The organism is Amycolatopsis vastitatis (genome assembly GCF_002234595.1).
GTDB classification, from domain to species: domain Bacteria; phylum Actinomycetota; class Actinomycetes; order Mycobacteriales; family Pseudonocardiaceae; genus Amycolatopsis; species Amycolatopsis vastitatis.
Map to the genome: position 1 here is coordinate 507,661 of NZ_NMUL01000012.1, position 21,365 is coordinate 529,025.

19 protein-coding genes are annotated in these 21,365 nt (G+C 70.1%); 6 read left to right on the plus strand and 13 right to left on the minus strand.

The features are described 5' to 3' along the window. Positions 1–46 precede the first annotated feature (46 nt). From CF165_RS16640 to typA, 6 genes are all read right to left on the minus strand, one after another. A complete protein-coding gene (locus tag CF165_RS16640) occupies positions 47–1,063 on the minus strand; it encodes an ABC transporter permease (RefSeq protein WP_093948398.1) in 1,017 nt (338 codons plus the stop codon). 81 nt (positions 1,064–1,144) lie between these two features. Then, on the minus strand, positions 1,145–2,077 hold the full coding sequence (locus CF165_RS16645; RefSeq protein WP_093948399.1) for an ABC transporter permease: 933 nt from the start codon (positions 2,075–2,077) through the stop codon (positions 1,145–1,147). Then, the gene (locus tag CF165_RS16650) at positions 2,070–3,086 is read right to left on the minus strand and encodes an ABC transporter permease (protein WP_093948400.1); all 1,017 of its coding nucleotides are present in this window, start codon (positions 3,084–3,086) and stop codon (positions 2,070–2,072) included. Before CF165_RS16650 ends, CF165_RS16645 begins: the two co-directional genes overlap by 8 nt. 187 nt (positions 3,087–3,273) lie before the next feature. Next, complete coding sequence (locus CF165_RS16655) at positions 3,274–5,088, minus strand: ABC transporter family substrate-binding protein (protein WP_167441456.1); 1,815 nt, start codon at positions 5,086–5,088, stop codon at positions 3,274–3,276. Between the two features lie 290 nt (positions 5,089–5,378). Continuing rightward, positions 5,379–7,115: an ABC transporter family substrate-binding protein gene (locus tag CF165_RS16660; protein ID WP_093948402.1), complete on the minus strand. Its 1,737-nt coding sequence runs from the start codon at positions 7,113–7,115 to the stop codon at positions 5,379–5,381. 382 nt (positions 7,116–7,497) lie between these two features. Next, positions 7,498–9,423 (minus strand): translational GTPase TypA, encoded by a 1,926-nt coding sequence (gene typA / locus CF165_RS16665; RefSeq protein ID WP_093948403.1) that lies wholly within the window; start codon positions 9,421–9,423, stop codon positions 7,498–7,500. 193 nt (positions 9,424–9,616) lie between these two features. Here typA and CF165_RS51755 point away from each other — a divergent pair, with 193 nt between their 5' ends. Further along, on the plus strand, positions 9,617–9,766 hold the full coding sequence (locus CF165_RS51755) for a hypothetical protein (protein ID WP_020641186.1): 150 nt from the start codon (positions 9,617–9,619) through the stop codon (positions 9,764–9,766). 12 nt (positions 9,767–9,778) lie between these two features. Here CF165_RS51755 and CF165_RS16670 read toward each other — a convergent pair whose 3' ends face one another. Next, the gene (locus tag CF165_RS16670; RefSeq protein WP_093948404.1) at positions 9,779–10,078 is read right to left on the minus strand and encodes a YciI family protein; all 300 of its coding nucleotides are present in this window, start codon (positions 10,076–10,078) and stop codon (positions 9,779–9,781) included. A gap of 215 nt (positions 10,079–10,293) precedes the next feature. Here CF165_RS16670 and trpS point away from each other — a divergent pair, with 215 nt between their 5' ends. Beyond that, positions 10,294–11,313 (plus strand): tryptophan--tRNA ligase, encoded by a 1,020-nt coding sequence (gene trpS, locus CF165_RS16675; RefSeq protein WP_093948405.1) that lies wholly within the window; start codon positions 10,294–10,296, stop codon positions 11,311–11,313. Here the strand turns inward: trpS and CF165_RS16680 are convergent. From CF165_RS16680 to CF165_RS16690, 3 genes are read right to left on the minus strand one after another with little or no spacing between them, the layout of a single operon-like run. Then, positions 11,306–11,695 (minus strand): (deoxy)nucleoside triphosphate pyrophosphohydrolase, encoded by a 390-nt coding sequence (locus CF165_RS16680; RefSeq protein WP_093948406.1) that lies wholly within the window; start codon positions 11,693–11,695, stop codon positions 11,306–11,308. The genes trpS and CF165_RS16680 overlap by 8 nt on opposite strands. An 11-nt stretch (positions 11,696–11,706) precedes the next feature. Continuing rightward, the gene (locus tag CF165_RS16685; RefSeq protein WP_093948407.1) at positions 11,707–13,029 is read right to left on the minus strand and encodes a sensor histidine kinase; all 1,323 of its coding nucleotides are present in this window, start codon (positions 13,027–13,029) and stop codon (positions 11,707–11,709) included. Further along, positions 13,026–13,742, minus strand: coding sequence for a response regulator transcription factor (locus CF165_RS16690; RefSeq protein ID WP_167441457.1), 717 nt, complete (start codon positions 13,740–13,742; stop codon positions 13,026–13,028). Before CF165_RS16690 ends, CF165_RS16685 begins: the two co-directional genes overlap by 4 nt. 148 nt (positions 13,743–13,890) lie before the next feature. Here CF165_RS16690 and CF165_RS16695 point away from each other — a divergent pair, with 148 nt between their 5' ends. From CF165_RS16695 to CF165_RS16705, 3 genes are read left to right on the plus strand one after another with little or no spacing between them, the layout of a single operon-like run. Beyond that, positions 13,891–14,991: a LolA family protein gene (locus CF165_RS16695; RefSeq protein ID WP_093948409.1), complete on the plus strand. Its 1,101-nt coding sequence runs from the start codon at positions 13,891–13,893 to the stop codon at positions 14,989–14,991. Further along, on the plus strand, positions 14,988–15,962 hold the full coding sequence (locus tag CF165_RS16700) for an ABC transporter ATP-binding protein (protein ID WP_093948410.1): 975 nt from the start codon (positions 14,988–14,990) through the stop codon (positions 15,960–15,962). The genes CF165_RS16695 and CF165_RS16700 overlap by 4 nt, the downstream gene beginning before the upstream one ends. Next, positions 15,959–16,831, plus strand: coding sequence for an ABC transporter permease (locus tag CF165_RS16705; RefSeq protein ID WP_093948411.1), 873 nt, complete (start codon positions 15,959–15,961; stop codon positions 16,829–16,831). The genes CF165_RS16700 and CF165_RS16705 overlap by 4 nt, the downstream gene beginning before the upstream one ends. Before the next feature lie 44 nt (positions 16,832–16,875). Here CF165_RS16705 and CF165_RS16710 read toward each other — a convergent pair whose 3' ends face one another. The 3 genes from CF165_RS16710 to CF165_RS16720 form a co-directional block, all read right to left on the minus strand. Further along, positions 16,876–17,889 (minus strand): ABC transporter ATP-binding protein, encoded by a 1,014-nt coding sequence (locus tag CF165_RS16710; protein ID WP_093948412.1) that lies wholly within the window; start codon positions 17,887–17,889, stop codon positions 16,876–16,878. Next, positions 17,889–19,451, minus strand: a complete 1,563-nt coding sequence (locus tag CF165_RS16715) for an ABC transporter permease (protein ID WP_093948498.1) — start codon at positions 19,449–19,451, stop codon at positions 17,889–17,891. The genes CF165_RS16710 and CF165_RS16715 overlap by 1 nt, the downstream gene beginning before the upstream one ends. A 110-nt stretch (positions 19,452–19,561) precedes the next feature. Further along, positions 19,562–20,611, minus strand: a complete 1,050-nt coding sequence (locus CF165_RS16720) for a thiamine ABC transporter substrate-binding protein (protein ID WP_093948413.1) — start codon at positions 20,609–20,611, stop codon at positions 19,562–19,564. Positions 20,612–20,771: 160 nt separating this feature from the next. Here CF165_RS16720 and CF165_RS16725 point away from each other — a divergent pair, with 160 nt between their 5' ends. Further along, complete coding sequence (locus tag CF165_RS16725; RefSeq protein ID WP_093948414.1) at positions 20,772–21,056, plus strand: 4a-hydroxytetrahydrobiopterin dehydratase; 285 nt, start codon at positions 20,772–20,774, stop codon at positions 21,054–21,056. Positions 21,057–21,365 lie beyond the last annotated feature (309 nt).

Below are 21,365 nucleotides of genomic sequence, written 5' to 3' on the forward strand. Positions count from 1 at the left end.
TGCGTCGGACGCACCGAACGCCACATTGGGGCGCATGGGAGCGGTGTCAGCCCACGCGGATGCGGGGGTCCAGGATGCCGTACAGCAGGTCGGCGACGAGGTTCGCGATCACCACGCTCGCCGCGATGACCACCAGCCAGCCCATCAGGACCTGGGGGTCGTTCTTGTTGACCGCTTCGACCAGAAGCGTGCCCATGCCGTGCCAGTTGAACACCGTCTCCGTGATGATCGCGCCGGTCACCGTGGCGCCGAAGTTGACCGAGAACAGCGTCATCACCGGGATCAGCGCGTTGCGGAACGCGTGGCGCCAGATCACGCGGCTGTTCGAGACGCCCTTGGCGCGCGCTGTGCGGACGTAGTCGGCACCCAGGACCTCCAGCATCGACGCCCGCTGGAACCGGCTGTAGGCGGCGAACGTGATCGCCATGATCGACAGCGTCGGCAGCAGGAACGCGCCGACGTACTTCGCGAGCGCGTCGCCGACGCCGGTCGCCGACAGGCTCTCCGGGCTCGTCGTGCGCAGCCACGGGTCGCCGAGGACGTCCGAAAGGCCCAGTTCGCGGACCCAGATGTTGGCGCGGATCGCGTAGCCCTTGAGGACGATCGCGACGCAGAAGATGGGCATCGAGAACATCAGGAACGCCAGCGTCGTCGCCAGGTAGTCCCAGATCGAGTACTGCTTGACGGCGGCGAGGACACCCACCAGCACGCCGAAGACCAGCGCCAGCACGGACGCCGCGAGCACCAGCTCCAGCGTCACCGTGAACGCGGCCATCACCTTCGGCTGGACCGGGGCGAACGCGTTGCCCTGCGCGATGGAGGTGCCCCAGTCGCCGGTCAGGAAGTGCCCGAGCCAGGTGAAGTAGCGTCCGACGATGCTCTGGTCGAGCCCGAGCTTGTGCTCGGTCTCGGCGATCGCCTGCAGGCTGACCCCCGGCTTGCCCCGCAGCTCGCCGAGCGGGTCGCCGGTGTTGGCCACCATGACGAAGCACAGGAACGTGCCGATCAGCAGGACCGGGATGGAGATCACCAGCCGCCGGAGCACGTACAGCACAAGATTCATCCGAAACCCCCAGATCCGGCGATTCTCGCGGCGAGAACGAGCGCGGGGGTGACCGGAACCCGGTCACCCCCGCGTCGTGCGTCAGGCCTTCATTCTCCGCTGGCGCGGGTCGAAGGCGTCGCGAAGACCGTCACCGATGAAGTTGATCGTCAGTGAAATCAGCACGAGCACGACGAACGGCCCGAAGAACAGCGCCGGCCGCGTCTGCAGCTGGGCGTAGTTCTCCAGGATGACGCGGCCGAGCGAAGTGTCCGGCAGCTGGACACCCAGGCCGATGAACGACAGCGCGGCTTCCGCCAGCACGGCCTGCGCGACCGCGAGGGTCGCGTTGACCGTGATGCTGCCGACCATGTTCGGCACCAGGTGCTTGAAGATGATCCGGAACGTCCCGGCGCCCGACGCGCGGGCGGCGTCGACGAACTCGCGCTGGGACAGCGACATCGCCTCGGCGCGGGTGATCCGGGCGATCTGCATCCAGCCGAACGCCGCCAGCACCAGCGCGACGATGTACCAGGAACCGCCGCCGAACACCTTGGCGAGGATGGCCGCCGCGGCGATCTGCGGGATGATCAGGAACAGGTCCGTCACTCGCGAGATCGCCGAGTCGGAGAACCCGCGCAGGTAGCCGGCGATCGCGCCGAACACGACACCGACCACGGTCGAGAGGACCGACACCGTGAGCGCGATCAACAGCGAGTACTGCGTACCGCGCAGCACCTGCGACACCATGTCCTTGCCGACCTGCGTCGTCCCGAGCGGGAAATCACCGTTGGGCTTGGCGAACGACGGGAACGAGCTGTCCTGGTAGCTGTGCTTCCAGAAGATCGGCAGCAGGATGCTGATCAGCACGATCAGCAGCAGCACCGCCGTCGACACCATCGCCAGCTTGTGGTGCAGGAACTTCCGCAGGACCAGCTTGCCCTGGCTCCGCGGTTCCGGCAGTGCCTCCGGCGGCAGCGTGCCGTCGGCGGTTTCGGTCTCGCTCGCCGCGATAAGAGAGTTCAAGTCAGCCAACGCGAATCCTCGGGTCCAGGATGCCGTACATCAGGTCGGCGATCAGGTTGGCGACGATGACACTGGTGGCGATCACCACGAGCCAACCCATCATCACCTGAGTGTCGTTCTTCGTGACGGCTTCCACCAGCAATGTGCCCATACCGTGCCAGTTGAACACCGTCTCGGTGATGATCGCGCCGGCCAGGACCGAGCCGAAGTTCACCGAGAACAGCGTCGTCACGGGGATCAGGGCGTTGCGGAACGCGTGCCGGAAGATGACCCGGCCGTTCGCGAGGCCCTTGGCCCGCGCGGTGCGCACGTAGTCCGAGTTCATCACCTCGAGCATCGAAGCGCGCTGGAACCGGCTGTACGCGGCGAAACTGATCGCCATGATCGACAGGGTCGGCAGCAGGTACGCGCCGATCGTGCTGGTGATGAAGTCGCCGACGCCGTCGGTCTTCAGCTGCTCCGGGCTGGTCGTGCGCAGCCACGGGTTGCCGAGGACGTCCTGCAGACCGAGGTCGCGGACCCAGCCGTTGACCTCGATCGCGTAGTTCTTCAGCACGATCGCGACGCAGAAGATCGGCATCGAGAAGAGCAGGAAGGCGAGGGTGGTCGCCAGGTAGTCGATGATCGAGTACTGCTTCACGGCGGCCAGCACGCCGACGATGATCCCGATGATCAGCGCGAGGATCTCGGCCCCGACGACCAGCTTGAGGGTGACGCCGAAGGCGGCCAGCACCTTGGGGGCGACCGGCGCGAGGGCGTTGCCCTGCGCGATGGAGGTGCCCCAGTCGCCGGACAGGAAGTGCCCGAGCCAGCTGAAGTAGCGGGGCACGATGCCCTGGTCGAGGCCCAGCTTGGCGGCCGTGGCGGCCAGCGCGTCCTTGCTGATGGTGGGGTTCTGCCGCAGCTCGCCCAGCGGGTCACCGGTGCCGGCGACCATGACGAAACACAAGAAAGTCCCGACCAGCAGGACGGGAATCGAAATCGCCAGACGGCGAAGGATGTAGATCACCAGGTTCAACGAACTGCTCCTCATCCGGGCCTGGTCGTCAGAAGTGCGCTGGACCGCTACCCGGTTGTCTACCGTAGTGGCGGTAACCCTACGGTCAACAGCTACTTCCGGCGGGTACCGGGGCCCGGCTCGTGGCCGGACCCCGGGTACCCCCCAGGTCATCTGGAGCGAGGGGAAAGAAGAGGCGGGACGAGCCCTACTTCTTCGGCTCCCACTCGCCGGCGGACCACAGGACACCGTCGTACGACTGCATGTACACGCGGTCGATGCCCTTGAACGCCCACATGCTCGGCGTCTGGAACAGCGGCAGGGTCGCGTACTGGTCCGCGATCGCCTTGTCGACGTCCTGGTAGGCCTTGGTCTTCACGGCCTCGTCGGTCGCCTTGATCGCGATGTCGTAGTTCTTGTCGATGCCTTCTGGGTCGCACAGGCCCTGGTAGTTCTGGTCGCCACCGTTGGCCTTGCAAACGTAGATGGAGCGCGACTCGGCCTTGGCGGGCGAAGCGGACCAACCGAAGAGCGCGATGTCGTAGTCACCGGTCGAGACGCGGCCACCCTTGAGGAAGTTGGCGTCGGTCTCGTCCTTGACCTCGATGCCCGCCGCCTTCGCCTGCGAGATGATGATCTCGACGGTCTGGCTGCGACGCGCGTTCTGGTTGTGCGTGATCTTGAACGAAGCGCGCTGGCCGCCCTTGGCGAAGATGCCGTCGCCACCCTTGACCCAGCCGGCGTCGGACAGGGTCTTGGCCGCCGCGTCGGCGCCCAGACCCGCCTTGCTGCTGTACAGGTCGGTGTAGCCTTCCTCGCCCTGGTAGAACTCGACCGAGTTCAGGGGCTCGGCGTCGGCCTGGACTTCCTTGAGCAGCTTGTCGGTGATCTCCTTGCGGTTGACCGCCTCGAAGAACGCCTTGCGCAGGTCCTTGTCCTTGAACATGCGGGTGAAGTTCAGGTCGAGGTGCTCGTAGGTCAGCTGCGGGGCCGAACCGTAGACCACACCCTGCGCCGCGAGGCCCTTCATCGTCTGGGCCGCGGTGGCGTCCGGCTGGGTCGACGCCGCGACGTCGATCTCACCGTTCTGCAGCGCGGTGGCCATGGCCTTGGTGTCTTCCATGGCCTTGACGACGATCTTCGACGGGCCGCCCTTGCCGCCCGACCAGTTCGCGTTCTTCTCGAGGGTGACGGCCTTCTGGTTGGCGTCGAACGCGGTGATCTTGTAGGGACCCGACGACGGCATGATCGACGCGTCGAAGCCCTTCCACTTGTCCGTCCAGAAGTCACCGGCCGCCTTGAGCTGCGCCGGGTCACCGGTCGGAGCCAGCTTGGTGATGTCCGCGATGCCGGTCTTGGCCTCGAGGACGTGCGCCGGCATGATCGCGACGCCGTTGAACAGACCCTTGTAGTCGAGGTACGGAGCGCTGTAGTCCGTCTCGAACGTCAGGTTGTCCTTGCAGGTCGCGGTCTTGATCTGGGCGTACCCGGTGGTCGAAGCCGAGTTGAACGGCGTCTTGCCGTCCGGGCCCTTGGCCAGGCCGCTCTGGGACAGCCACGCCAGGTACAGATCCTTGCAGTCGTACGGCTGACCGTCCGACCACTTGAGGTTCGGCTTGAGCTTGTACGTGACGACCTGGGGGTCCTTCGACGTGATGGCCGCCGAGTCGAACACGTCCCCGTTCAGCACCTGCTTGTTGTTGCCGTCGAGCTTGAAGGCACCGGAGAGCACGGCGTTGACGATGTAGTTGTTGTAGGAGCTGTTGGTGTCCGGCGTCTGGTTGTTGTACGCCGAGTACCCGTCGTCGATACCGATCGTGACCGTCGCGTTGTACCCCGGGGTGTCCGCGAGCTTGAACACGTCGCCTTGCTCGGCCTTGCCGACAGCCATCGCCTTGACGTCGGTCGACGATCCGTTCTGGTCGGTGCTGCCCGAACCCGAATCGCCGCCGCTGCAGGCGCTCAGCAACAGCGAAGCGCCGGCGACGAGCGACAAAGCGGAGACTGCTTTGGATCTCCTCATGAAGTGTGCCCTCCTAGCACTGAGCCCTTGAATATCGGGACAAGGGCCCACACCGCTCCGGTTTGGATGGGCCGGAGCCTACGACACGCCAAGCGACACTCAACTGGCGCACTGCGGGAGCACGCTAGAAAGGAAAAGCACCGACAGTCACCAGTTCAGGGTCGATCGTGACCAAAGGGTGACATCCAGTCGACATCCAGAAATACGACGGTTACCTCATGGATTCACAAGCTCCCACTCGAACGCGTTGGTGAAGATCACCCGGTAGTACTGAATGCGTAGCCAAGCGATTACTTGGGGCCGCGTGTCCAGTTCACCGCGGACCCGAACGGGCCCACCATCGGGGGGCCCGGCGTGACGCCCGAGATGCCCGATCCGATCGCCAGGGTGTCAGCCAATTGGAACAACGGGATTACCACGTTCTGACGCCAAAGTTCAGGCTCAAGAGTGGTGAGCGCTTCGGCGATCGGCGTCGATCCGGACAGCGCCGCGTCGATCGACGGCTGGAGCGACGGGTCGCAGAGCCCGGCGGAATTGCCCGGAACGATCGGCTTGGTCTTGTCCGTTCCCGAGGCGGTCTGCTCCGGGCGGCAGCCGAAGGTCGACGCAAGCACCGACGCCGTGTCGCCGCCGACCGCCTGCGGGACGACGGCGATGTCGATCCCGACGTTGCCCGCCGCGTCGCCGGACGGCTGCTGGACCCCGTCGACGACCGGCATCGCCAGCAGGCCGCTGAACAGGTCGCGCGGCGGCGGGGTGATCGCGTTGACTTCGACGCCCTGCGCGACGAGCTCGGCGCTGAGCTCCTTGGCGATCGTCGCGTACGGCTCCTGGGCGGCCGGCGAGGCGATGACCAGCGAAAGGGCCTTGCCGTTCTTGCGCCAGGTGCCCGCGGTCTTGACGTAGCCGGCCGCCTTCAGCGACTCTTCGGCCTTCGCGACGTCGGGCGCGGTGGGCGGGCCGGGCGGGATGGTCGCCGCGTACCCGGCCTCCGACGGCGCCTTCACCTGGGCGTCGGCGTGGAGCGTCGACGACGGGCCGCCGTTGACGCCTTCGGCGACCAGCTTGCCGCGGTCGATCAGCGCGGCGACGCCGGCCCGGACCTGGCTGTCCCGCAGCGTGGCGCTGACCGGGCGCAGCAGCACGCCGGCCATCACCGGCCGGGCCACGGTGTGCAGCTTCACGGCCGGGCCGAGGTCGCCGAGCCGCTTGAGCTCATCGCCGGTCGTCCTGGCCAGCGCGAACTGGTCGTTGCCGCTCTGCAGCGCGGGCAGCAGGGTGGTCTGGTCCGCGCGGCGCAGGACGACCCGGTCGATCGCCGCGGGCTTCTCCCAGTAGCGCTCGTTGCGCTCGAGGATGACCTCGCCGCGGGCGGTGTCGATGCTCTTGATCGAGAACGGACCGGCGACGGCGGGGAAGTTCGAGGCGAGCGCGCCCCGCCAGCCGTCGGGCGCGTCCTTGAGCAGGTGGGCGGGCAGCAGGTCCGAGAACAGCGTCCGCCAGCCGGGGTACGGCTTGGCGAAGGTGACCTCGACGCGCTTGCCGCCTTCGCGGGACTGCAGGTCGGTGATCTGCCGGTACCCGGCGGGCTCGATCACGCCGGGCTGGTCGCGCATCTGGGTGCGCAGGTAGTCGAAGTCCTCGGCCGCGATGGGCGCGCCGTCGGACCAGGAGGCGTCGGCGCGGATGTCGTAGGCGACCACGAACGGCTGCTGCGAGATCACCTGCGCGGCCTTCATCAGGTTCTTGTCGAGCTGGGTGCTGCCGTCGTCCTTCTGGCGGAACACCGAGGGCAGCAGCAGCTGCGACAGCGCCGAGGTCGCCTGGGACGAGTCCGCGAGGTTGTGCGGGTTGTACCCGCCGAGCACGTCGTCGACGCCGACGACGATCTGCGACGGCGTCTTCCCGGTGGTGGACACGGGCGCGACCGACGAGGAGACGACCGGGGGCGGCGGGGTGTTGGAGCAGGCGGCGAGCAGCACGGCCGCGAGTGCCAGTACCGGCACCGCCTTGCGATTCACTCGCACGCCCAGTTCCTCCCAGATTCCACCGATCGGGGCAGCCATGCTCCCACGACCGCCCTCGCCGCCGGAACCGAGATTCCCATACCCGGATCACCCGGGCCCGGCCCCCCGTGGTGCCGCTATGGGGAAGGACGCGCGGACCACCGTCCGGGTTCCCGGACTGTTCCGGAACGGCGGAACGAACACGGGCCGGACACGAGAAAGGTTCACATCGGTGGTGAGCACCAGGCGCCGTGGCCGTCGGAGCCCCTATAAAGATATAAGGAGAAGAACAGCGGAATTCGTGACGCCGGGTTCGGTGTCACTCTACCCAGCGTGGCGAACCGGAAACGAAAGAGCCTCCCGGCGGAAGACACCGGGAGGCTCTTTCGGGTTTCGGGAAAGGTCAGCCGTTGTCGCGGCTCTTGGCGCGCGAACGCTCCTTCGCGCGGGTGTTCACGTCCAGGGTGACCTTGCGGACCCGGACGACCTCGGGCGCGACCTCGACGCACTCGTCGACCGAGCAGAACTCCAGCGCCTCTTCCAGGCCCATCTTGCGCGGGCGGGCCAGCGTCTCCATCACGTCGGCGGAGGACTGACGCATGTTGGTCAGCTTCTTCTCCTTGGTGATGTTGATGTCGAGGTCCTCGAAGCGCGGGTTCTCGCCCACGACCATGCCCTCGTAGACGTCGGCGCCCGGCTCGACGAAGAAGGTGCCGCGGTCGGCCAGCTGGATCATCGCGTACGCGGTGACCGGGCCCGACCGGTCGGCGACCAGCGAGCCGCTGTGCCGGGTGCGGATCTCGCCCGCCCACGGGAAGTAGCCCTCGAACACGTGGTTCGCGATGCCGGTGCCGCGGGTCTCGGTGAGGAAGTCGGTGCGGAAGCCGATCAGGCCACGCGCCGGCAGGACGTAGTCGAGCTTGAGCCGGCCGGAGCCGTGCCCGCCCATGTGCTCCATGCGGCCCTTGCGCGAGGCCAGCAGCTGGGTGATCGCGCCGAGGTGCTCTTCCGGCGAGTCGATCGACAGGCGCTCGAACGGCTCGTGCACCTTGCCGTCGATGATGCGCGTGACCACCTGCGGCTTGCCGACGGTCAGCTCGAAGCCTTCGCGCCGCATCTGCTCGACGAGGATCGCCAGCGCCAGCTCGCCACGGCCCTGGACCTCCCAGGTGTCGGGGCGCTCGGTCGGCAGGACGCGGATCGAGACGTTGCCGATCAGCTCCTGGTCGAGGCGGGCCTTGACCAGGCGCGCGGTGACCTTGTCGCCGCCGTTGCGCCCGGCCAGCGGCGAGGTGTTGACGCCGATGGTCATCGAGATCGCGGGCTCGTCGACGGTGATCCGGGGCAGCGCCACCGGGTTGTCGGAGTCGGCGAGGGTGTCGCCGATGGTGATGTCGGGGATGCCGGCGATGGCGACCAGCTCGCCCGCGCTGGCCTCGGTCGCCGGGACGCGGGTGAGCGCCTCGGTGACCAGCAGCTCGGAGATCCGGACGTTCTGCACCGTGCCGTCTTCGCGCATCCAGGCCACGGTCTGGCCCTTGCGCAGCTTGCCGGCGTGGATGCGGATCAACGCGATGCGGCCGAGGAAGTTGGACGCGTCGAGGTTGGTGACCAGCGCCTGCAGCGGCGCGTCGAGGTCGGCGGCGGGCGGCGGCACGTGCCGGAGCAGGGTGTCGAACAGCGGGTCGAGGTTCTCGCTGTCGGGGATGTCGCCGTCGGCGGGCTGCTCCAGGCTCGCCTTGCCGGCGCGCGCGGAGGCGTAGACGACCGGGAGGTCGAGGATCGCGTCGTGGTCGGCGTCCTCGATGTCGCTGGCCAGCTCGAGCAGCAGGTCGTGGGTCTCCTCGACGACCTCGGCGATCCGGGCGTCCGGGCGGTCGGTCTTGTTGACCAGCAGGATCACCGGCAGGCCGGCTTCGAGGGTCTTGCGCAGCACGAACCGGGTCTGCGGGAGCGGGCCCTCGCTGGCGTCGACCAGCAGGACGACGCCGTCGACCATGGCCAGGCCGCGCTCGACCTCGCCGCCGAAGTCGGCGTGGCCGGGGGTGTCGATGACGTTGATGGTCACCGAGCCCTCTGGCGTCTGGCGGTGGATCGAGGTGTTCTTCGCGAGGATCGTGATGCCCTTTTCGCGCTCGAGCTCACCCGAGTCCATCACGCGGTCGACGAGCTCGGCGCGCTCGGCGAAGGCGCCGGACTGGCGGAGCATCGCGTCCACCAGCGTGGTCTTGCCGTGGTCGACGTGGGCTACGATCGCGACATTGCGCAGGTCGGGCCGGGTCTTACCGGTCGGCCGGCCGGTTTCGACGGTAGCGCTGGCTGCGGGCACGCGAGAACTCCTGAACTTCAAGGGTTGGATGGCCGCGTCAGCCCGTCAGGGGTCTCGTGACCGGCTCTGGTCACACGCGGACCTCACCAAGGATACCTGGCGCCCCCATGTGAGCAGTCCCACGCCCCCAGATCGGTTAGGCTCACCTAACGTGGATACCCGGTGAGCATCGCCGATCCGAGGGAGCGTGCGCGTGGGCAAGAAGCCGGACGACCCGCGGAAGGTCGTGCGCAAGCTGATGAAGGCCGGCAAGGTCAAGAAGAAGTGCTGCCGGTCGAAGCCGCGCTGCAAGAAGTGCCCGGTATTGGCTCTGAAGAAGGCGAAGCTGGACCTGGCCGCCTAGCTTTCGGATGACTCAGTGGGGCACGGCCTCGTTGATCTGCCTGAGTTCCGGCGCGGTCTTCGTCGGCGAGAACTCGATGACCTCGTACTGCGCGAGGTGCTTCACGCAGAAGGGGTCGGACGCCAGGATGGCGTCGAGCTTCCCGCGGGACATCGGCCGCGTGATGATCACGCCGCCGGTGCGCGGGTTCCGCCGCCCGGAGGCCAGGAAGTGGCCGTGCTCGTACTGCTTGTTCAGCCAGTCCGCGTGGTCCGGCAGCGCGTAGTCGATTTCCTCGATCGGGGCCGTGTAGTTCAGCAGGACGACATACATGCCAAGACCGTAACTCCGTTCGCGCGCTCGCGCGTCGCGGCGATGCGAACTGGTGACGGACCGGGCTATAGTCACGGCATGCACGCGCAGACCGCCAGCTGGTGGCCGCCCTCGGCGGCCGTCTAGTCCTGCGCTGAACCACCAGCGGCCGCCCCGGACGGGCGGCCTTTTTCGTGCCTTCTCCGGGGTGGTCCCTCCTCGGAAGGAAGACACACATGAGCAAGCTGTCCGGGATCACGCCGTCCGGTCACGTCCACCTCGGCAACCACCTCGGGGCGGTCCGCCGCTGGGCTCTCGATGGCGGGGCGGACGACCTGTACTTCGTCGCCGACCTGCACGGCATGACGACCCCGCACAACCCGGCCAGACTCCGATCCTTGGCGAGCGAACAGCTCGCCGTGCTGATCGCCGCCGGCATCGATCCCGAGCGGGTGTTCGTCCAGTCCGACCTGGCCCGCGAGCTGGGCGCGCTGATCTGGGTCCTGGAGTGCACCTGCAACTACGGCGAGGCCGCCAGGATGATCCAGTTCAAAGAAAAATCAGCGGCGCGCAGCGCCTCCGTTGAGGGCGGCGGCGGGGGCATGGATGGAAAGTCGAAGGGCCAGGCCGGCGTGCGGCTGTCGCTGCTGACCTACCCGGCGCTGATGGCCGCGGACATCCTCCTGCAGGGCGCGGGCGAAGTCCCGGTCGGCGAGGACCAGCGCCAGCACGTCGAGCTGACGCGGACCCTCGCGAAACGCTTCAACAGCACGTACGGGGAGGTGTTCACCGTCCCGGAGGCGGTGCTCCCGCCGGCGGGCGCGCGGGTGAAGGACCTGACCGACCCGACGCGCAAGATGTCGAAGTCGACGCGCGACGCGGCGGGCGTGGTGTTCGTCCTCGACGAGCCCGACCAGGTCCGCCGCAAGATCCGCCGCGCGGTCACCGACGGCGGCTCGGTACCGGTGCACGCCCCGGACACCCGCCCGGGCATGGCGAACCTGCTGGAGATCCTGGCCGCGTGCCGGGGCGGCTCGCCGTCGGACCTGGCGGAGGAGTTCTCCTCGTACGGAGCGGTGAAGGACGCCGTCGCCGACGCCGTGATCGAGGAGCTCCAGCCCCTGCGTGAACGAGCGTTAACGCTGCTCGACGACGTCGCGGAGCTGGAGCGGGTCCGCAAGGCGGGCGCGGAACGCGCTCGCGAGCGCGGCTCGCACCGGCTCGACGCGGCGCTGCGGATGATCGGCGCTAACTGAGCAGCTGCCGGAAGGCCGGGAGCAGGATCCGGTCGGCGGGCAGCCAGTCGACGTCGTCGAGGTCGTCGGGCCCGAGCCAGCGCAACGCCCGGTGCTCGACGGCCCGCGGCTCGTCACCGGTCGAAACGAGCGAAGCCGCGTAGATCCGCAGGACCTTCCCGCCGGGGAGCGGGACGTCTTCGCCGACGCGGTCGCCGACCTCGACGACGACGTCCAGCTCCTCGCTGCACTCGCGGGCCAGGGCGAAAGCCTCGGACTCCCCCTCCTCGACCCGGCCGCCGGGCAGTTCCCACTGCCCCGCGTGCTTCGGCGGCCACGCCCGCTGCTGAGCCAGCAGCTTGCCGTCACGCACCAAGGCGGCTCCCACGATCACAGCGTTCACAGTCCCGGAACTTACCCGGAAGCCCCGCCGGGGACCGCACGCCAGGCGACCACGAAGCGCGCGCCGCCGTCCGGCGACTCGGCCACCTGGACCCGGCCTCCCCGCCGCCGCACGGTCTCGGCCACCATCGCCAGGCCCAGTCCCGTGCCGCCGGAGGACCGGGCGCGGTCGTCGGCGATCCGGTAGAACCGGTCGAACACCTTCTCCCGGTGCTCCGGGGCGATGCCCGGCCCGTCGTCGTCGACCACCACCCGCACGGACGAGCGGGACGCGAGCACCGAGACGACGATCTGGCCGCGCGCGTAGCGGCACGCGTTACGCAGCAGGTTGTCGAGCACCAGTTCCACCTCGGCGTGCGCGGCGGACGCCCAGGCCTGCGCGACCGCGTTGCTGACCCGCGTCTCCGGCGCCCCGGCCGGTAGCCGGGCCACCGCCGCGCGGACCTCGCTCACCAGCTCGACCGGCTCCGGCTGCGGCACCTCCCCCGCGTCCGAACGGGCCAGCGACAGCAGCCCGTCCAGCAGCGCCGACAACCGCTCGGCTTCAGTGAGGATGTCCGAAAGCGTCTCCTGCGCCAGCTCCGGATCGGGGTTGGCGACGGCGACCTCGGCCTGCACCCGGATCGACGCGACCGGCGAGCGCAGCTCGTGCGCGGCGTCGCCGGTGAAGCGCCGCAGCCGTTCGCTCGCCTGCTCCTGCCGCTCGAGCAGGGCGTTGAACTCCTCCGCGAGCGCGCGCAGCTCGTCGTGCGAGTCCGGCAGCGTCAGCCGCGCCCCCGGTGGCAGCGACCGCACCGAGCCGCGCATGCGCGCGACCGGCCGCAGTGCCAGCCGCACCACCAGCCACGTCGCGAAGCCCGCCACCAGCGCGCCGATCGACGCGACGACCACCAGCCACACGCCGCCGTAGTGCACCGCGGCGGAGAACCCGACCAGGCCGGCGCCGGCGACGACCAGCCGTTGCGCACCGTCCGGCGCGCTGACGACCGTGCCCAGGTACCGCGCGCCGTCCCGCTGCACCGGCTGTCCCGCCTTGAGCGCCGAGATGTCCGCGGGGCCGAGCCCGGCCGGGGCACCGCCGTCCACCGGAGCACCCGCGATGTCCAGCAGCCGCAGCGTGACCGGGGCCGCGCCGGACAGCGGCCGGCCGGCGCTCACCTCGGCACCGGCCGGGCCGAGCGCGCTCACCAGCTCGCGGTCGACCGAGTCGATGAGCAGCGGAGAGAGGCTCGACGCGGCGAGCGCCGCCAGGCCGAGCAGGCAGGCCAGGGTGATCGTCGCGGCCAGCACGGTGATCCGGGCCTGCAGGGACCGGCCCCGCCACCACGAGATCACGGGGTGATGACCTCGTCGAGCTCCGCGTCGGACGCCAGGTAGCCGTGCCCGCGTACGGTCCGCAGGAGCGCGCCGGCGCCGACCGCGTCGAGCTTGCGCCGCACGTAACCGACGTAGACCTCGACGAGGTTGCGCGTCACGGCCTGCTCTTCGCCCCAGACCGCGCGCAGCAGCTCGTCCTTCGTCACGACCGTGCCCGCCCGCCCGACGAGCACGTCGAGCAGCGCGAACTCGCGCGGGCTGAGGCCGACCTCCTCGCCGTTCCAGTGCACCTGCCGCAACCCGCGGTCGACCTCCAGCGCGCCGAGCCGCAGCGTGCCGCGGCCGGCGTCCGGCCCCACCCGGCGCAGCACCGCGCGGACCTGCGCGACCAGCACCACGAAGGAGAACGGCTTGACGAGGTAACCGTCGGCGCCGAGGTCGAGGCCGTCGGCCTGGTCGATCTCGCCGTCCTTGGCCGAGACCAGCAGCACCGGCGTGGTGACGCCGTCCTTGCGCAGCCGCTCCAGCACGCGGTAGCCGGACAGGCCCGGCAGCATGATGTCGAGCAGCACGACGTCGAACGAGCCGGTGCTCGCCAGTTGCAGCCCGCTGGGGCCGTCCGCGGCGGTGACCACGTCCATCCCCTCCGCGCGCAGCCCGCGCTGCAGGGCCTTCCGCACGCCCGGTTCGTCGTCGACCACCAGCACCCGAGGTTTCACGAGACTCATCATGGCCGGTTCGCGCAGGTCGTGCCTCGGTTCTCAGCGCGATCTCAGCGTGGGAGGGAGAACCTTCAGGGGTATCTCAGCCTCGAGAGGGAAGCGTCGTGGCCAGGGAGCCGGGCACACTCGAGCCCGGGCACACCACAGGGAGAGACGCATGAAACCGAAGACGAAGGGCATCACCGCCGCGGTCGTCGGCACCGCGCTCGGTGCGGGCGGCCTCGCGTTCGTCGCGATGCCGGCCAGCGCCGACGACAAGCCCGCCCTGCCGCAGATCAGCGCCGAGGACCTCGTGCAGTCGGTCGCGCAGGCGAAGCCGGGCGCGTTCGACGGCACGGTGAAGGTCAGCAACGACCTCGGCCTGCCCGCGATGGCGGGGAACGCGCTGCCGGGGGCGTCGGCGCTGAAAATGGACTCGGCGCACATCTTCAGCGACGGCGCGGGCAAGAGCCGCCTCGCCGTCACGCAGGGGGCCAGCCAGGAGACCGTGGTCCACGACGGCACGACCGTCTGGGACTACAGCTCCAAGACGAACACCGCGACGAAGGTGACCGTCCCGGCCGATGTGGCCAAGCAGAAGGGCGCGGGCAGCGAGAAGACGCCCGACCCGGTCACGGCGTCGGCGGAACTGCTCGCGAAGGTCCGCGAGAGCAGCACGGTGTCGGTCGACGGCACCGCGACCGTCGCCGGCCGCCCGGCGTACGAGCTGGTCCTGACGCCGAAGCCGACCGAGCGGACGCTGCTGCGCGAGATCCGCGTCGCGGTCGACTCGCAGACGCGGATGCCGCTGCGGGTGTCGGTGCTGAGCAACGGGACGGCGACGCCGGCGCTCGAGGTCGCGTTCACCGAGGTCGAGTTCACCCAGCAGCCGGCCGACCTGTTCACCTTCACCCCGCCGAAGGGCGCCAAGGTGCAGGAGAAGTCGCCGACGATCGACCAGAAGGACAAGGACCTGGCCGAGCAGGCCAAGCAGGACGTCAAGGTCGTCGGCGACGGCTGGGACACCGTCGTCACCGGCAAGGTCCCGGCGGACGCGCTGAACGCGGCGCCGAAGCAGCAGTCCGGTCGTGAAGGCCGTGGCGGCAACGTGGACCCGAAGGCGCTGCTCGAGCGGTTCGCCAAGAAGGTCAACGGCACCTGGGGCAGCGGCTACCTCGTCACCACTAAGGTCGGCAGCGCGGTGCTGACCGACGACGGCCGGTTCGCGGCCGGTGCGGTGCCGGAGCAGGTCCTGTACGAAGCGCTGGGTCAGAAGTGACCAGCACTGCTGTCGAGTCCGGGGCGGACGTCTCTTCGGAGGCGTCCGCCCCGGCGGTCCCGCTGGCCGCGCGCACCCGGGGCCTGCGCAAGGTTTACGGCAGCACGGTCGCGGTGGACCACGTCGACCTCGACATCCCGGCGGGCGCGGTCGTGGGGATGCTCGGGCCGAACGGCTCGGGCAAGACGACGACGATCCGGATGCTGCTCGGCCTGGTCCGGCCGACCGAGGGCGAGGTCGAGCTGCTCGGCCGTCCGATGCCGGACGCCGCCGCGCACGCGTTGCCGGACGTCGGCGCGCTGGTCGAAGGGCCGGGCTTCCACCCGTTCCTGTCCGGGCGCGACAACCTGCTGCGCTTCGCCGCGGCGGAACCGCGGTTGTCGTCGGCCGGGATCCCCCGCGCCGTCGACACCGCTTTGGAGCGCGTCGGCCTGACCGGCGCGGCGCGGCGGCGGTATCGCGGTTACTCGCTCGGCATGAAGCAGCGGCTCGGGCTCGCTTCGGCGTTGCTCGTGCCGCGGAAGATGGTCGTGCTCGACGAGCCGACCAACGGTCTCGACCCCGCGGGTACCAGGGAGATCCGCAGGATCATGGCCGAGCTGCACGCGGAGGGCGTCACCGTGCTGGTGTCGTCGCACCTGCTGGCCGAGGTGGAGGCGACGTGCACGCACGTGGCCGTGCTGCAGGCCGGCAACGTCGTCGCGCAGGGCGAGCTGGCGGAGCTGCTGGAGTCCGGGAACGCGGCCCTGCTGGTCCGCACGCCGGACGCGGAGCAGGCGGTGGAAGTGCTGCGCGAGAACCGGATCGGCGCGCGGCTCACGCCGGACGGCGTCCGCGCGGATCTGACGGCGACGGAAGCACCGCGGGTGCTGCAGGTCCTGGTGGGCGCGGGGGTCGCGGTCCACGAGGCGACACGGGCCCGCACCGGGCTGGAAGACCTGTTCGCGCGGCTGACGGAGGGGTCGGAATGACGGCGGTCCTCGAAGCACCGGCGGCCCGCACGGGCCACGACACGGTGCCCTTGACCCGGCTGCTGGCCGCGGAGCTGCGCTGGATCTTCCGGCGGCCGCGCACGCTCGCCGTGCTGGGCCTGCTGGCCCTGATCCCGGTGGTGATCGGCATCGGCTTGACGCTGGTGAGCGGGCCGCCCGACGCCGGCGGACCGAACCCCGACGGCGCGTTGCTGGCGTCCGCGGTCAACAACGCGTTCGTCCTGCCCATCGCGGCGATCGTGATGTCGCTGGCGCTGCTGCTCCCGCTGGCCTCGGCCATGGCGGGCGCGGACGCGATCGCGGGAGAGACCTCGCACGGCACGCTGCGCGGCTGGCTGATCGCCCCGGTCGGCCGCGGCCGGCTGCTGGCGGTCAAGGCGTTCGGCGTCGCGACGGTGTCGGTCGTTTCGGTGCTGGCGATGTGCGTGACGGGCGTGGTGACGGGGCTCATCATCAACGGCACGGACTCGCTGTTCACGCTATCGGGCACGACGTTGTCGCTGGGCGGCGCGCTGGCGCGGATCCTGCTCGTCGCGGGCTGGGTGGTGCTGCAGCTGTGGGCGGTCGGCGCGGTGGCGCTGGCGATCTCCAGCTGGACCGAGCACCCGATGCTGGTGGTGGCTTCGGTCCTGGCGGGCGACATCGTGTTCACGATCCTCGGGTTCCTGACGTCGCTTGACTGGCTGCACCCGTTCCTGCTGACGCAGAACTGGTCGGTGGCGCCGGCGGAAGTGCTGCAGGACCCGATGGGCACGCAGATGCTCGGCGAGGGCGCCCTGCGGGCCGCGTGCTACATCGTGATCGGCCTGTCCCTGGCCTACGCACGCCTGTCCACTCGCGACGGCTGAGACCGGTCGTGAGTGAGAAACAGTGTTAGAACACTGTTTCTCACTCACGACAACCCGACCACCGCAAGGCCGTCGGGGTCCAGCGTGAGGTGCACCGCGTCGCCGGCGCGCAGGTCCGAAGCCGCCGGGGCGACCGCGTCCACTGTGGACTCGGTCAGCCGCACCACCAGCCGCACGTGCTCACGCCGGTGGACCGCCGCCACGACCTCGCCCGGCACGCCTTCGGCCGCCACCCGCAGTGCGTGCGGCCGCATGCCCAGCCGCACCGGGCCGTCGTCGACGTCCGGCAGTGCCACGTCGCCCAGCTCCGTGTGCACGTGCCCGGCCGCCGCAGTTCCGTCCACGAACGTCGTCACCCCCAGGAACCGGGCCACGCCGTCGTCGGCCGGGTTGCGCCACACCCGCCGGACCGCGCCCTCCTGACGGACTTCGCCGGCGTCGAGAACCGCGACCCGGTCGGCCAGCGTGAACGCCTCCTCCTGGTCGTGCGTCACCAGCAGCGCCGTGATCTTGCTGCGCCGCAGCAGGTCCGCCAGGTCGATGGCCAGCTGCTCGCGCAACCCGGCGTCCAAACCGGACAGTGGCTCGTCGAGCAGCAGCAACCGCGGTTTCGGCGCCAGCGCCCGGGCCAGCGCCACCCGCTGGGCCTGACCGCCGGACAGCTCCGTCACCCGCCGTCGTTCGAAGCCGGAGAGTCCCACCAGCTCCAGCAGCTCGGCCACGCGCGGAGCCCACGAAGCCCGCGGCACGCCGTGCATCCGCAGGCCGAACGCGATGTTCGCGGCGACGTCGCGGTGGCCGAACAGCTGGCCGTCCTGGAACACCAGCCCGAACCCGCGCCGGTGCACCGGCACCGCGCCCAGGTCCTCGCCGTCCCAGCTGACCGAGCCGTGCGCCGACGGCTCCAGCCCGGTGATCGCGCGCAGCAGCGTCGACTTCCCCGATCCTGACGGGCCGAGCAGCGCCAGCACCTCGCCGTCGGCGATGTCCAGGCGGACGTCGCGGACCGCCGCGAACGATCCATAGTGGACGGTCAGGTCCCGCACCGACAGCGCCATCAGAACTCTCCCACCCGGCCGCGCGCGGCCCCGAGCCGGTCGATCAGCGCGACCGCCAGCACCGTCACGAGCATCAGCAACGCGCACGCCGCGTACGCCATCTGGTTGTTCAGCTCGCCCGGACGCGCCATCAGCGTCGCGACCGCGACCGGCAGCGTCGGCGCCGTCGGCCGGGCGAGGAAGCTCGTCGCGCCGAACTCGCCGAGCGCCACGACGAACCCGAACCCCGCGGCCGCGACCAGCGGGCGCAGCGTCAGCGGCAGGTCGATCTCCCGCCACACCCGCAGCGGGCTCGCCCCGAGCGTCGACGCGGCCTGCCGCAGCCGGACGTCCACCGACCGCAGCACCGGCAGCACCATCCGCACGATCAGCGGGATGATCACCAGCGCCTGGGCCAGCGGCACCAGGTACGGCGACGTCCGGAGGTCGCCAGGCAGCGCGTCGAGCGTGACCAGGTAACCGAACCCGACGGTCACGGCGGACACGCCGAGCGGCAGCATCAGGACGGCGTCCATCGTCTCGCCGAGACCACGCGCGGCACGCACGGGTGAGCGCCGCAGCGCCACCAGCACCACGGACGCGAGCACACCGACCACCATCGCCAGCAGCGTCGCGTCGACGGCCACCTTCAGCGAGTTCAGCGCGGCGTCCCAGCCGGACACCTGCAGGGCGCCCTTCTCGCCGGTGCCCGTGAGGGCCCGGTACCCGGCGAGGCTCCAACCGTCCTCAGTGGACACGGACTCGGCGAGCAGGGCGACGATCGGCGTCAGCAGCAGCCCCAGCACGATGCCCGCGGCCCCGACGACCCACCACTCGCCGCCGCTCGGCCGCCGCGCTCCACCGGAGCCGGTCCGAGCACCGTCCTTTCGCCGTCGCGCCAGCCCGCCGAGCACCAGCGCGGCGACGACGGCGGCGAACTGGATCAGCGACAGCGCCGCGGCGCCCGACAGGTCGAGGAGGTCGACCGTCCGCAGGTAGATCTCGGTTTCCAGGGTCCGGTACCGGGCACCGCCGAGGATCAGGACGACGCCGAAACTGGTGGCGCAGAACAGGAACACCACGGCCGCGGCCGACGCGATCGCGGGCGCCAGCGCGGGCAGCGTCACCGACCGGAAGGCCCGCCACGGCGACGCGCCCAGCGCCCGCGCGGCGTCGGTCGTCCGCGAATCCAGCCGCGCCCACAGCCCGGCGACGGTCCGCGCGACGACGGCGACGTTGAAGAAGGCGTTGGCCAGCACGATCGGCAGCACGCCGCCGTCCGGCCACAGCGCGCGGAACGCGAGCCCGACGACGACCGTCGGCAGCACGAACGGCACGAGCACCAGCGTCCGCGCCAAGCCGACGCCGGGCAGCCGCACCCGCGCGAGCAGGAACGCGACCGGCAACCCGGCCAGCACCGCCACGACCGTCGACGCGGCCGCCGTCCCGACCGTGAAGCCGGCCAGTTGCCAGGTCCGCGGGTCGCCGAGGACGACGTCAAGACCTCCGGCGGCGAACCCGCGGCCGACGATCGCCACCACCGGCCAGGCGAAGAACACCACCAGGAACCCGATCGGGGCCAGGCCGAGCAGCGCCAAGCCGAGCCCGCGGCCGGTCCGCGATGGCGCTAAGACTGGTGCTTTTCGGGGGTTCCGGGTGGCGGAGCCCCCGGCCCGGGGCGGAGCCCCGGATGTCACTGCAGGAGCGTGCGCCATTCGCCGATCCACTTCTCGCGCCCGGCCTGCACCTGGTCCGGCGGCAGCGTCTGCGGCTTCTGCGGCAGCGGCGCGACCTGCGCCCAGCCCGCGGGCAGGTCGACGCCCTGACGCGCCGGGTAGACGTACATGTTGGCCGCGACGGTCGCCTGGAACTGCTGCGAGAGCAGGAAGTCGACGACCTTGCGCGCGTTCTCGGCCTGCTTGCCGTTCGCCAGCACACCGGCGTACTCGACCTGCCGGTAGCAGGTGTCGAGCAGCGCCTTCGTGCGCGGCTTCCCGTCGTCGCCGACCTCGGCGGCCGGCGAAGACGCGTACGAGACGACGATCGGCCGCGGCCCCTTGCCGGACGAGCCCGAGAACTGCTTGGTGTAGGCCTCTTCCCAGCCGCTGACCACCTTGACGCCGTTGGCCTTGAGCTTGGTCCAGTAGTCCTTCCAGCCGGTGTCGCCGAACTTCGCGATGGTGCCGAGCAGGAAGGCCAGGCCGGGCGACGCCGTCGCCGGGTCCTCGGCGACCAGGAGGTCCTTGTACTTCGGGTCGGCCAGGTCGTCGTAGGTCGACGGCGCCGGGATCCCCTTGGTGCTGAAGTAGTTCGTGTCGACGTTGACGCAGACGTCGCCGACGTCGACCGCGGAGAGCCGGTGCTCGGGGTCGACGGCGTAGCGCTGCGGCCCGCGGTCGGCCTCCGGGCTGGTGTAGGGCTCGAAGACGCCCTCGGTGAGCGCGCGGGAGGCGAAGGTGGAGTCGACGCCGTACGCGACGTCGCCGATCGGGTTGGCCTTCGTCAGCACGAGCTTGTTGGTCAGCGATCCGGCGTCGCCCTGCCTGAGCACGGAGATCTTGATGCCCGACTGCTTCTGGAAGGCGTCGAGCACCTCCTGCGGCCCCAGGAAGGAGTCGTGCGTCACGAGGGTGACGGTGGGCGTCTGCTGCGTGTCACCGGACCCGTCCGACAGCGAGCACGCCGCGGCCACGGCACTGACGGCGGCGATGGCCGTCGCGGCGCGAACAGCCCTGCGTTTCATCTACCCTCCTGCACTTCGCCGGACGAGGAGGTCGAGCCCTCCCATCGCCGGCATGATCCGGTCAGGTGCGAACGGTCGCGGGTGACCCGCCTCTCAGCCCGGCTGACCGGACTCCCGTGGCAACCGTGCAGCGTAGTCCAGGACGGACGACCATGGAGACATGACGGAAATCTTGAGCGACGACGAGGCCGACCGGCGCCTGGGTGCCGGCTGGACACGGTCCGGTGCGGTGATCTCCCGCGAGGTGGAGCTGGCGAGCTTCCCCCAGGCGATCGAGGTGGTCGACCGGGTGGCGGAACTCGCCGAAGCCGCCGACCACCACCCCGACATCGACATCCGCTGGCGCACGCTGACCTTCCGGCTCAGCACCTACTCGGCGGGCGGCCTGACGGCGAAGGACTTTTCTCTCGCGGCCCAGATCGACTCGGTCATCTCGGGACTGTGATCTCGGTAACGCTGAGTGCACTTTTCCGGCGGTTTGACGTCTCTCGGTTACCGGAACCTTCGGGAGGGAGACAAGACATGACCCAGGCAATCGTGGTCGGAACGGCGGCTTTCGCATCGATGGTGGCGGCGGCCGGCGGTGTGCTCTGGTTCACCGCCCGCAACCGCCGTCACCTGGACGGCTGAGAGTTCGATCACAGCGGCTAACGCCGGGGGTGATCAGCGCGCTGTTCCTGCGGAAGCATCGGTTTTCGGCCCTAGGAAACGCCATGAACAGCACCGCCGCCCTCACCCCCGCTCAGCGCGCCTG